This window comes from Paeniglutamicibacter kerguelensis (assembly GCF_017876535.1).
Lineage (GTDB): Bacteria > Actinomycetota > Actinomycetes > Actinomycetales > Micrococcaceae > Paeniglutamicibacter > Paeniglutamicibacter kerguelensis.
Window position 1 is genome coordinate 181,671 of the sequence record NZ_JAGIOF010000001.1, and the last position, 12,408, is coordinate 194,078.

Sequence of the window (12,408 nt, forward strand, 5' to 3'; positions counted from 1 at the left end):
TGTGCCATTTTGATGTTGGGAAAGTGTCCCGCAAGACGGTCCTCCGGCGGTGTGTGCGCCACTAAAAACCTACGATTCAGGAATCGGCCCGTTTTCGCGACGGCCGGATTCCCGTATACCCAGCCCGCAAAAATGCCTGGTGAAGGAGCGGCGGATTTTATCGGTCGACGCAACAAAATGACTAAACAGGGGCGTTTTTCCCTGTGTTATGGAGACTACCCCACGGGCCTTGCCGGGGCATTGTGTTCGGCCCTGAAGCGTGCGGCCGGGGTGTCGTAGTCGAGGTTCTTTCTGGGCCGGGTGTTGAGCTCCCGCATCACGTGGTTGACGTGTCGGGTGCTGTGGACGGCCAGGTTGGTGCCCTTGGGAAAATACTGGCGGACCAGTCCGTTGAAGTTCTCGTTGGCGCCGCGTTGCCAGGGGCTGGATCGGTCGGCAAAGAACACTGGGACGCCGGTGGCCTCGGTGAGTGCCTCGTGGCTGGCCATTTCCACCCCCTGGTCCCAGGTCAGGGTGCGCTTCAGGGTTGATGGCAGCACAGCGAACGCGCTGGTGATCGCGGCGTTGACGCTGGCGGCGGTATGGTCCCTGGGCAGGTTGACGATGATCCCGTACTGGGTCTTGCGTTCTCGCAGGGTCACCATGGCCGAAACGGACCCGACCCCGACGATGAGATCCCCTTCCCAGTGGCCTGCCTCCAGGCGGGTTTCAACCTCGGCCGGCCGCTGGTCGATCATTTTCATGTTGCGGATCCGCGAGCCTCGTCCCGTGCGGGTGCGCCAACGGGTCTTGCGGATCCTCCGGCCGGTGCGCAGCTTGGCGGCGTAGCGCTTGTGCAGGCCCTGGCCTTGAGGAAGCAGCAGCGACCGGTAGATCGTTTCGGGGCAGATCCGCAGGTCGTGGTCATCGGGGTAGGCCTTTTTCATCCAGCCGCTGATCTCGTCGGGGGACCAGCAACGGTTGAGTTTGCGTTGCACGAGCCCGCGCAGCCGGGGGTCGGCAACGAGCTTGTGGACCTTCGGACGGGATCGTTGCAGGCGGGCGTCGTGGTCGGCGGTGTGGGGCAGGTAGCGTCCATCTGCGTCCCGGTGGCGGTCCAGCTCGCGTTTGATGGTGGATGGCTGCCGTCCCAGCTCATAGGCGACCTCGCGCATTGAGCACCCCAGATCCAGCAGGTCGGCGATCTGCACCCGCTCCCGGATATCGAGGTAGCGGCCCGTTGGTGCGGGTCGGGGCTTCAGGGAGGGGATCTGATAGTTGTTGGCGCGCCGGAGTGACGTGCCTGTTCGTCTATGCATACCCAGAAGTCTGCATGCCTCGGCGTTGCTTTTGCCCTCGCGCATCAGCTGCCAGTAGGCCGTGTCCCGTTCGGCTCGTCGGGCTTGCGCGTCGGAAGCCGTCGAGTCCAGCACCGCATCCGCATGGCGGTTCGAGGACTGGACGGCGGCGTGTTGGGCCGCGGCGGCAGCATTCCTTTCCTTGGCCAGCCGGGCGAGCCGTTCGCGTTCAAGACCTTGGCATCGCCGGTCGGTCAGCCGCAGCAGTTCTTGGCACCGCTTCAGGGTCACCTTAGATTCCCGGAGCTTATCGAACCGGGCGTGGAGCCAGCGATACGCCGTTGAACGGCTCATCCCGGCGGCTTCGGCGGCCTGGTCCACCCTGGTTCCGCGGCCAAAGGCTGCCCAGAATTTGGCTTCGTCCTCGACGCTCGCCTGCCGGTGGTGGCGGCCCGTGGCCACGACGGCAGCGGCCTCCCAGGCCGGGAGCCGGGAGGTCGTGAACCCGAGCGCTTCGGTGGCCTCGGCCGGGCTCAGGCCCTCGCCGCGGAAGCGGAGGTAGCTCTCGCGCAACCAGCGGTAGCCGACTTCCTTGTTGATTCCGGCCGCGCGGGCGGAGGGTTTGAGACCGTTTCCCTGCTTGATCGAGGCCAGAAACCGGATCCCTGTTGAGGAGGAAGAACTCAGGTACATGATCGAATCACCTTGGAATAGGTGTTGCTTCGATCGGCAGAATCTCGCGAGCCCTATACGGTACACATAAAACCCTCATCGGAATGCTCTACGGATACACACGTGAATCCGCCAACGTCCTCGACTTCACCGCCCAAAAAAATGGTGGTTGCCCTTGGAAGGACGTTGGATAAGGCCTTCGTAGATCAAGACCCCACCGGTGCTGACACGGCACCGCCAGGCTCAAGCGAGTCGATGGCATTGCCGCGTGGATCAGGTTCTCCACGGTTGGGTCCGGCGAAATCGTGCCCACGACGGCACTGGCCATGGACTGGTGGCGATCCAGGTGTTTGCCGGGCTCGGTGTTCTCCGGTTGCTCGCCAGCGTCGTTTTCCGCGTGGCTGGCACGGCTAAACGGGATCGGTCCCGCATTTCCCTTTAGGGGAGTACGGGACCGATCTCTCTTAAAGAATGACGCTTCTAGCGGAGCACCACGGTGCGGTTGCCGTAGAGGAAGACGCGACCCTCGCAGTGCCACTTGACCGCGTTGGACAACGCCTTGCATTCGGTGTCGCGGCCGGCGGCCACCAGGTCCTCGGGGGAGTAGGTGTGGTCGACGTCCTGGACCTGCTGGGAGATGATCGGCCCCTCGTCGAGCTCGGCGTTGACGTAGTGCGCCGTGGCGCCCACGGTCTTGACCCCGCGGTCCCAGGCCTGGTGGTAGGGCTTGGCACCCTTGAAGCTGGGCAGGAACGAGTGGTGGATGTTGATGGTCATCCCCGAGAGCTTGCGACTGAGCTCGTCGCTGAGCACCTGCATGTAGCGGGCCAGGACCACGAGTTCCACGTCGTACTCGTCGATCAGTTCCAGCAGCCTGGCCTCGGCGGCCGGCTTGGTGTCCGGGGTGACCGGCACGTGGTAAAACGGGATGTTGTGCCACTCCACCAGCGCCTCGTGGTCCCGGTGGTTGGAGACCACGGCGACGATGTCGATGGGCAGTTCGCCCAGCCGGGCCCGGTGCAGAAGGTCGTTGAGGCAGTGGTCGAACTTGGAAACCATGATCAGCACCCGGCGCTTGGTGCCCTTCGGATCCAGCGTCCACTCCGCGTTCAGTTGCTTGGCGATCGGCTCGAATTCCGTGCGCATGGTCTCCGTGAGTCCCGGGGTATCGGCACCCGCCACGTCGATGCGCATGAAGAACTGGCCGGCCCGGCGATCGCCGAATTGCTTGAGTTCCACGATGTCGCGGCCCTGCTCCAGCAGGAATCCGGTGACCGCGTGCACGATGCCCGGGCGTTCGGGGCAGGCAATGGTCAGGACATGTTCAACTTCGGAATTCGTATCCATCTCAACACTTTCTTACGTTCACGGCGGGTTGCGCCGCGCAAGTTTCCTTGTACTTGGTTCTCATGCAGGCCTTGTTGGCCGCATGGTTTCCATGGGCTCATGCAGTGACACCTTATGTCCGCCGTTGCCCTGCGAACAAAGGCTCGCCGCGCTGGCCGCTCCCGCTGCGGCAAAAGCATTGCGGCGGGCGACCCGGGTGGGGTCGCCCGCCGGGCGGCGAATTGCCGGAAAAGCTCGTTCGGCCGGCCCAGTGCAGCTAGTCGATCTGCGGGGAAGCGAACTCCGTCATGGCGTCGAGCAACCAACGTGCCGTGTAGTCGGCGAAGGAAGCCCTCGGCAGCAGCCGGTAGGTGCTCTCGTCGGTCTTCCACAGCAGCACCGGCACCAGTCCCAGCGCCGCGGAGATCGCGGTGCCGGCGGCAAAGCTGCGCGGGTGCAGGTCCGCCGGGCACCCCTTCTCCAGCACCGCGCGGGCGCTGGGCCCGGAGAGTTCTAGGATGGTGCGGTTCGCGGAGAGGTCAACGACCTGCCCGGCCTCGTTCCCCAGTGCCTCCACCAGCTCGGCGGCAAGGTTGCCGGCCTCGGGTGACACCACCAGGAACTCGTCAGGTCCCTGCCAGAGCACAGCGGTTCCGGCCGCGTCGCCGGCCACCTTGCCCACGGATTCCGGCAGGCCGACGCCGGTGGCCTTGGCCAGGGCGGAGTGGGCCGCGGAGCCCGGTTCGGCGCGCAGCCCCACCTGGGTGGTGAAGGCGATTTCGCGCAATTGGACCCCCCGTGCGCCCTGGACGGATCCCCGGACCAAGGCCTCCCCAAGGTGGGACAGCGGGCTGCGGCGCAGTGTGGAAATGTCGGTCAATACCTGCTCAGCCATCTCGACGGCTCCCTTCGGGATCAAAAAGTACGGTTTCGGAAACGACGACGTCGACCAGCCGGCCGTCGACGTAGGCCTGGAGTTCTTCGCCGATGCGGGCGCGGCCGTTCTTGATCAGCGCCATCGCAAAGCTGCGGCCCAGCGCGGCCGAGTGGTAGCTGGAGGTCACGTAGCCCTCCATCGGCACCGGCGCATCGGCCGGGGTGATGGGGGTGCCGGCGTTCACCAGCTGGGTGCCCTCCGGCAGGCGGAACGACTTGTCCGCCGGCAGCACGGTGACCAGCTGCTTGCGGTCCGCGCGCTGGTTGTCGACTCGGTCGAAGGAACGCTTGCCCACGAAGTCCTTGACCTTGGAGACCACCCAGCCCATGGATGCGTCGTGCGGGGTCACGGTGCCGTCGGTGTCCTGGCCGACGATGATGAAGCCCTTTTCGGCGCGCAGCACGTGCATGGTTTCGGTGCCGTACGGGGTGATGTTGAATTCCTCGCCGGCCGCGGCGACGTCTTCCCAGACCTTGAGCCCGTACCAGGACGGCACGTTGATCTCGAAGGCGAGTTCGCCGGAGAAGGAGATGCGGCAGATGCGCGCCTGGATGCCGGAGGCCAGCACAGTCTCGCGGAAGGCCATGAACGGGAAGGATTCGTTGTCCAGGTCCAACTCCGGGGCCAGCTTGGCGATCACGGCGCGGGACTTGGGCCCGACGACGGCGACGGTCGAGTACTGCTCCGTCACCGAGGTGCACTTGACGTCAAGCTCCGGCCATTCGGTCTGCAGCCATTCCTCCAGCCAGTCCAGCACCTTGGCGGCGCCGCCGGTGGTGGTGGTCATGAAGAAGCGGTCCTCGTCCAGGCGAAGGGTCACCCCGTCGTCGAAGACCATGCCGTCGGCGCCGCACATCAGGCCGTAGCGGGCCAGGCCCGGGGCGAGCTTCTTGAACGCGTTGGTGTACATGCGGTTCAGGAACTCGCCGGCGTCCTTGCCGCGGATCTCGATCTTGCCCAGCGTGGTGGCGTCCATGAAGCCGACCGAGTCGCGCACGGCCTTGCATTCGCGCAGTACCGCGCTGTCCATGTCCTCGCCGTCCTGCGGGTAGTACCAGGGGCGCTTCCACTGGCCGACGTCTTCGAAGAGGGCGCCGTTGGCCACGTGCCAGGGGTGGATGGAGGTCAGCCGGGCCGGGTCGAAGAGTTCCCCGCGCTGGCGTCCGGCCAGGGCGGCGAAGGCCACCGGGGTGTACGGGGCGCGGAACGCGGTGGTGCCGATTCCCGCCACGTCCGTGGTGTCCAGCGCCGCGGCGATCACGCCGATGGCATTCACGCCGCTGGTCTTGCCCTGGTCGTTTGCGGTGGAGATGGAGGTGTAGCGCTTCACGTGCTCGACCGAGCGCATGCCCGCACCGGTGGAGCGCAGCACGTCCGCAACGGTCTGGTCGCGCTGGAAGTCCACGAAGTGGTGCTTGTAGGTGCCTGTCTCCCCGTCCAGCGAGGGAACCAGCCAGAGCGCGCGGGTCTCGCCCGGCTGCTCGACCGCCGCGCTGGGCACGGATGCGGTGGCGGCGAAACCCGCCGCCGTTGCGGCCGAGGCGCCGGCGCGGGCGCCCTCCGCCAGGACCGAGGCCAGCTCGAGCCGGCCGTTCATGGCGCCGGCAGTCTGCTGGTTGGGCACCGGGTTGGCGGGGACGAAGGCCGAGAGCGATTCGCTCCAGCCCAGCCGGCGTTCGCGCTGCGAGTGCAGGTGCACCACAGGGTTCCAGCCGCCGGAGACCGCCAGCGTATCCGCGTTGATGGTTTCGACGGTGCCGGTCAGCGCGCCGTCGGCGTCGATGCCGCTAACGGTGACGGAGGCCAGGGAACCGTCGGCGTGCGCCGCGGTGTCCGCGACCACCGAACGGGTGAGGACCCGGATGCCCAGGGCGGAGACCTCGGTGGCGCGGATCGACGGTTCCTCGCGGGCGTCGATGACCGCGGCAACGGTGGTGCCGGCGGCGAGCAGGTCCTCGACCAGCGCGTAGGCGGAGTCGTTGGTGGTTGCCACGACGATGTCGCTGCCCACCTGGACGCCGTAGCGGTTCAGGTAGGACCGGGCGGCACCGGCGAGCATGATGCCCGGGCGGTCGTTGTTCTCGAACACGAGGGGGCGTTCGTGGGCGCCGGTGGACAGAACCACCTGGGCCGCGCGGATGTGCCAGATGCGTTCGCGGGAAACCCCCGCGCCCAGCTCTCCGGCCAGGTGGTCGGTGCGGCGCTGGACGGCGACGAAGAAGTTCGCGTCGTAGCTGCCGAAGGCGGTGGTGCGGGCCAGGTAGGTGAATTCCTCCGCGCCCTTCAATGCCTCCCGGGTCTCGGCGATCCACGTTGCGGCGGGCTTGCCGTCGATGGTTTCGGTGGAGGCCGAAAGCAGCGATCCGCCGGCCTCCGGCTGTTCGTCGACGAGGATCACGCGGGCGCCGGACTTGGCCGCCTCGCGGGCTGCCACCAGGCCGGCGGGTCCGGCGCCGACGATCAGCACGTCGGTGTGCACGTACTTGCGGTCGTACACGGCCTCGTCGGCGCGCGGGTCCAGCTGGCCCAGGCCCGAAAGCAGGGTCACGTCCATGCCGTCGGTCAGTTCCACGGCGGTGGCCGGGAGCATCGATTCGTTCACGTGGCCGGCGTAGCGGGCGCCGACCTTGATCAGGGCGTTGGCTTCCTCGACGCCGGAGGACATGATGCCGCGCGGGCGGTTCAGGTAGAGGGACGGGCCGCAGGTCTTGACCCCTGCGCCCAGCATGGCCGAGGCCACGGTGTCGCCGGCGAACCCGGTGAAGGCCTTGCCGTCGACCGTGAAGCTCAGCGGACGGTTCCGGTCGATGCGGGCGGAAGCCGATGCTTGCGCGCCGAGTCGGTGCGAAGAGGTGGTGCTCATTTGGTTCCTCCCTGTGTGGCTGTGGTGGCGGCCGGGGCGTTGGCGTTGGCGGTGGGCTGCGGTTCGCCTGGCTTGTAGACGGCCTTGAATTCATAGGTCACGGTGTCGCGGATGGCGTTGAACCAGCGGCGGCAGCCGGCGGCGTGGGACCAGCGTTCGGCGAAGAGCCCCTTGGGGTTCTGCCGGTAGAACAGGTACCTGGCCCACTCAGCATCGGTCAGTGCCGAGGGGTCCTCCGGGTAGGCCACGTGGGCCTGTCCGCCGTAGTGGTATTCGGTCTCGTTGCGGGGCCCACACCAGGGGCATTCGATGAGCATCATGGTTGTGTGGATCCCTTTCTAGTGGGCCACGGCTGCGGCGCCGTGTTCGTCGATGAGGTGGCCGGTCTCGAAGCGTTCGAGCGCGAAGCCGGCGTTGAGCGGGTGCGGCTCGTCGGTGGCGATGGTGTGGGCGAAGGTGTAGCCGGCGCCCGGGGTGCCCTTGAATCCGCCGGTTCCCCAGCCGCAGTTCACGTACAGCTGGTCGATCGGGGTCTTGGAGATGATGGGGGAGGCGTCCATGGTGGTGTCCACGATGCCGCCCCAGGTGCGCAAAACATGCGCCCGGCCGAAGATCGGGAAGAGCTCGACGGCCGCCGCCATCTGCTCCTCGATCACGTGGAAGGCGCCGCGCTGGCCGTAGCCGTTGTAGGTGTCGATGCCCGCTCCCATGACCAGTTCTCCCTTGTGGGCCTGGGAGACGTAGACGTGCACGTGGTTGGACATGACGACCGTCGGGTGGACCGGTTCGTGCAGTTCGGAGACCAGCGCCTGCAGCGGGTGGGACTGGATCGGCAGGTCGAAGCCGGCCTGTTCGGCGAGCACCGAGGAGTGCCCGGCGCCGCAGAGGGCGACCTTTCCGGCATTGATGCGCCCGCGGTTGGTTTCGACGCCGACCACGCGGTTGCCGTCCTTGATGAAGCCGGTGACTTCGCAGTTCTGGATGATGTCCACGCCCATCTCGTCGCACTTTCGGGCGAAGGCCCAGGCGACGTGGTCGTGCTTGGCGATGCCGGCACGCGGCTGGTAGGTCGCGCCCATGACCGGGTAGCGGATGTCGTCCCCGATGTTGATGATCGGGCACAGTTCCTTGACCTGCTCGGGGGTGATCCATTCGGCGTCGACGCCGTTGAGCTGGTTGGCCCCGACCCTGCGCATGGATTCGCGCACGTCGCCCAGGGTGTGGGCAAGGTTCATGACGCCGCGCTGGGAAAAGAGGAAGTCGTATTCGAGTTCCTCGGGCAGCTGCTCCCAGAGCTTCAGGGAGTGCTCGTAGATGCCGGCCGACTCGTCCCAGAGGTAGTTGGAACGGATGATCGTGGTGTTGCGGGCCATGTTGCCGCCGGCCAGCCAACCGCGTTCCAGGACCGCGATGTTGGTCATGCCGTGGTTCTTGGCCAGGTAGTAGGCGGTGGCCAGGCCGTGCCCGCCGCCGCCGACGATGATGGCGTCGTAGGAGGGCTTGGGATCAGGGTTGTGCCAGAGGAAGTCGGGGTGCTCGGGGAGAATATCAACCATGGTCTTAGGCTCCAATCGGGGCGAGGTTCGGGTAGAGCGGGTGGGCGTCGGCCAGGGCGTGCACGCGGTCCCTCAGGGCCGCGAGGGTTGCCCCGTTGTTTTCCTCGGTGCCGGCGATGAGGGTCTCGGCGATGACGTCCGCGACCTCCACGAAGGCGGCCTCGGAGAAGCCGCGGGTGGCCAGCGCCGGGGTGCCGATGCGCAGCCCGGAGGTGACCATCGGCGGGCGCGGGTCGAACGGGACCGCGTTGCGGTTCACCGTGATCTCGACCTTCGCCAGCAGGTCCTCGCCCTGCTGGCCGTCCAGCTCCGAGTGGCGCAGGTCCACCAGCACCAGGTGCACGTCGGTGCCGCCGGTGAGCACGCTGATGCCCTTGGCGGCGACGTCCGGGGCGTTCAGCCGCTCGGCCAGGATCCTTGCCCCGGCGATGGTGCGGGCCTGGCGGGCCTTGAACTCGTCGGTGGCCGCGATCTTGAACGCCACGGCCTTGCCGGCGATCACGTGCTCCAGCGGGCCGCCCTGTTGGCCCGGGAACACCGCGGAGTTGATTTTCTTGGCGATGTCCGCGTCGTTGGTGAGGATGATGCCGCCGCGCGGGCCGGCCAGGGTCTTGTGCGTGGTGGAGGAGACCACGTGGGCGTGCGGCACCGGGGAGGGGTGCAGCCCGGCGGCGACCAGCCCGGCGATGTGCGCCATGTCCACGAACAGGTACGCGCCGACCTTGTCGGCGATCTCGCGGAACCGCTTGAAGTCCAGTTCGCGCGGGTAGGCGGACCAGCCGGCGACGATCATCTTCGGGGAGTGCTCCAGGGCCAGGGCCTCGACCTTGTCCATGTCGATGACCAGGGTGTCCTCCTCGACCCCGTAGGGGACGATGTTGTAGAGGCGGCCGGAGAAGTTGATCTTCATGCCGTGGGTCAGGTGCCCGCCGTGGGCCAGGTTCAGGCCCATGACGGTGTCGCCCGGGCGGATCAGCGCGTGCATCACCGAGGCGTTGGCCTGCGCGCCGGAGTGCGGCTGCACGTTCGCGTACGCGGCGCCGAAGAGCGCCTTCACGCGCTCCAGGGCGAGCGTCTCGATGACGTCGACCTCCTCGCAGCCGCCGTAGTAGCGGCGGCCCGGGTAGCCCTCGGCGTACTTGTTGGTCAGCACCGAGCCCTGCGCCTGCATCACGGCCAGGGCCGTGTGGTTCTCCGAGGCGATCATCTCCAGGCCGCGCTGCTGGCGGGCCAGCTCCGCGTCGATGCGCTGGGCGATCTCCGGATCAAGGGTCGCAATGCTCTCGGTCAACGCCGACTCGACGAGCGCGGTTTTCGTGGGTGCCATCCAGTCTTCACTCCTTGAAGTACAAGTTGTTGATGATTGATATATCAGAACTGGTTGCAATGCTATGATGGGGATCACATACTGTCAATGGTCAGGTCTGAATAAGGCCGAACATTGAGCCGACTAAGATATTTCCCGTAATTTCCCAGCTAAGGAGTCGTCAGATGAGCAACATCGCAGTGCCAGTGGAGCTTGCGGATGCGCCGATTTCCCTGGCGGAACAGGCCTATCGCGATATCCGCGACCGCCTCATCATGCTCGATATCCGACCCGGCGAGCCGATCAACGACGGCCAGCTGGCCCTCGAGCTGGGCATCGGGCGCACCCCGGTGCGCGAGGCGCTCAAGCGCCTGGAGACGGACCACCTCGTGGTTTCCTATCCGCGAAGGGGCACGTTTGCCACCATCGTGGATATCACCGAACTGGCCGACGTCTCGGAAATCCGTCGGATCCTCGAACCGCTGGCCGCGCGCAAGGCGGCGCAAAGCGCGTCGGACCAGAACCGCCGGGAGCTGGCCGAGCTGGCGCGGGACATTGAGGGGCTGGGGGAGCGCAACGTGGACAAACGCGGGCTCATGGCCTTCGACCTCAACGTGCACCGGTTGATCTACAAGGCGGCCGGCAACCCGCACCTCGAGGACACGCTGATCCGCCTCGACAACCTGGCCACCCGCATTTGGTGCCTGGTGCTGGACAAGGTTCCGTCGGTGGCGGGGCACGTCGATGAGCACGTGGCCCTGCTTGATGCCATTGTCGAAGGCCGGGCCGATGAAGCCGCGGACCTGGCGCTGGGGCACATCTCCAGTTTTGAGCAGACCATTCGGGCGGTCCTCTAGCTCGGTCTTTTACGGCCATGCCCCGGGCACCAAGGTGTCCCGGGGCATTCCATGCTCGTCAACACAACACCCGCGCTTGGGGGTGCGGGGCTCTCCCCGTCGAAGGGCCACCTCTTCGGCGGACGGCTACTGGTTGCCGAGACGCTCGTGAAGCTCCTTGACGATGGCCTCGTGCAGTGACTTGAGCTCCTCGTTGCTGAGCCCGGACGGATCGACCATTCCGGTTCCGGCGTTTCCTTCCGGCGAGGACCCGGGCGCGGGTTCGGCGTCGGTGGAGCAGCGCAGCTTATTGCCCGTGGCGGTCAGCAAGCAGGATGAGCCGTCGGCGTTCAATTGGACGCGGTAGTTCACGTTCTGCTTCTGGCCGATGCTGGCGTGCCAGATGCCTTCGCCGCCCGGCACGATCTCCATAACGGCCATGCCGGTGGCCCAGTCGCTCAGGCTCGAGTAGTCTGCCTTGATCTTGTCCGCGGTGGCGGCATTCGACTGGCGGGGAGTGCGCAGGGTGTACAGCTTCGCGGAGGCGTGTTCTCCCGCCCGCGCCTGCGAACTGTCGAGTACCGCAACATGGTCGATGGTGCGCGAGGAAGCCCGCGAAGTGAACGGAGAGAAGAACCCGAACCGGTCCTCGCCGTAGTTCATGCTGAAATTGGAATGGCTCCCAAGGTTGGTGTCGTCTTCGTCCTTGGGTTCATCGGTGATGCCGGTGGACTTCAGGATGTTGGTGCTCCACCAGTCGCCGTTCAGCGTGGCCAGTGATGCGTTCACGCGGCGCGACTGGGAAATCGACACCGCCGGGCCGGGAAGCTCTCCCGAGGCAATCTCGGGCCTGTACTCCAGCTCGTCGGTGCTGCCGTTATAGACGACAACGCCGGCCGGAACATCCCGTGGCGCCAGCCAGTTCTCGAGCTTCGTCACCGGGACGACGATTTTCGGCGTGCCGTTGTCGCAGTATCCCCAAGTATCCACGTCCTTGGCGATCAAGCCGGTGTCGATGCCGGCAATGGCCCGCGTCAGGCTATTGCCGAAAATCCCATTCATGCGCCGGTTGGCCTGCGTGGCAAAATCGCAACGCTCGCCTGTTGCCTGGCCTGTCAGGGCGAGCTGCTGGACGATCATGGTCTCGTAACCCGGTCCCAGCCAGCCTCGGCGTTCCACCAGGGTCGAGTACACGTTCTTGCCGGCCAGGTACGTTGTCCCGGTGATGTCGCCGACGGTGCCTGAGCTGTTGGATGATGCCTGCCGCTCGGCAACCAGATAAGGCGCGCGCAGGCCGGTCTCCGGCAGGAGCTCATCCTCGGCGGACACCACCGCGACGGTGTCGCGCAGGTGCACGTTGGCATTCCAGCTGGCGGCAAATGCCAGAGGCACGGCAACAACGGCCGCCACAACCCCGAGAACCGCAACTCCCCGCTTCTTGGAGAACAAGCCAAACAAGGCCGTGAGAATTCCTGTAACGAGCAATGTGAGGGCCAAGCCGCCACCGAAAATGACTCCCGTGAACACCCGCGCCCTCGTCAGGGGGTCGAGGAGCGGGATCGCCAGGATGGCGAGGAGAACCGCGCCGGCGATGAACAGCGATTTTTTCACCGAAGAATTTTCCTTCTGTCTAGG

General features: G+C 66.2%; 9 protein-coding genes. 1 reads left to right on the forward strand and 8 read right to left on the reverse strand.

The genetic code is table 11. The features are described from left to right. Window positions 1-215: 215 nt before the first annotated feature. The 7 genes from JOF47_RS00835 to glyA all read right to left on the reverse strand — a co-directional run bounded on the left by JOF47_RS00835 (window position 216) and on the right by glyA (window position 9,958). Window positions 216-1,970 carry an IS30 family transposase gene (locus JOF47_RS00835; protein ID WP_209995319.1) on the reverse strand — a complete coding sequence of 585 codons (1,755 nt, stop codon included), beginning with the start codon at window positions 1,968-1,970 and terminating at the stop codon, window positions 216-218. A 459-nt stretch (window positions 1,971-2,429) separates the two neighbouring features. After that, complete coding sequence (gene purU, locus JOF47_RS00840; protein ID WP_209995320.1) at window positions 2,430-3,296, reverse strand: formyltetrahydrofolate deformylase; 867 nt, start codon at window positions 3,294-3,296, stop codon at window positions 2,430-2,432. Between the two features lie 256 nt (window positions 3,297-3,552). After that, window positions 3,553-4,170 (reverse strand): sarcosine oxidase subunit gamma, encoded by a 618-nt coding sequence (locus JOF47_RS00845; RefSeq protein WP_209995323.1) that lies wholly within the window; start codon window positions 4,168-4,170, stop codon window positions 3,553-3,555. Then, on the reverse strand, window positions 4,163-7,075 hold the full coding sequence (locus JOF47_RS00850; protein WP_209995324.1) for a sarcosine oxidase subunit alpha family protein: 2,913 nt from the start codon (window positions 7,073-7,075) through the stop codon (window positions 4,163-4,165). Before JOF47_RS00850 ends, JOF47_RS00845 begins: the two co-directional genes overlap by 8 nt. Beyond that, on the reverse strand, window positions 7,072-7,395 hold the full coding sequence (locus JOF47_RS00855) for a sarcosine oxidase subunit delta (protein WP_209995326.1): 324 nt from the start codon (window positions 7,393-7,395) through the stop codon (window positions 7,072-7,074). The genes JOF47_RS00850 and JOF47_RS00855 overlap by 4 nt, the downstream gene beginning before the upstream one ends. An 18-nt stretch (window positions 7,396-7,413) precedes the next feature. Next, window positions 7,414-8,631, reverse strand: a complete 1,218-nt coding sequence (locus JOF47_RS00860; protein WP_209995328.1) for a sarcosine oxidase subunit beta family protein — start codon at window positions 8,629-8,631, stop codon at window positions 7,414-7,416. 4 nt (window positions 8,632-8,635) lie between these two features. Continuing rightward, window positions 8,636-9,958, reverse strand: a complete 1,323-nt coding sequence (glyA, locus tag JOF47_RS00865) for a serine hydroxymethyltransferase (protein WP_209995330.1) — start codon at window positions 9,956-9,958, stop codon at window positions 8,636-8,638. 164 nt (window positions 9,959-10,122) lie between these two features. On the opposite strand from glyA, the gene JOF47_RS00870 reads away from it, so the two are divergent. Then, window positions 10,123-10,794, forward strand: coding sequence for a GntR family transcriptional regulator (locus JOF47_RS00870; RefSeq protein WP_209995331.1), 672 nt, complete (start codon window positions 10,123-10,125; stop codon window positions 10,792-10,794). A 126-nt stretch (window positions 10,795-10,920) separates the two neighbouring features. Here JOF47_RS00870 and JOF47_RS00875 read toward each other — a convergent pair whose 3' ends face one another. Further along, window positions 10,921-12,384, reverse strand: coding sequence for a hypothetical protein (locus JOF47_RS00875; protein WP_342592671.1), 1,464 nt, complete (start codon window positions 12,382-12,384; stop codon window positions 10,921-10,923). Window positions 12,385-12,408 lie beyond the last annotated feature (24 nt).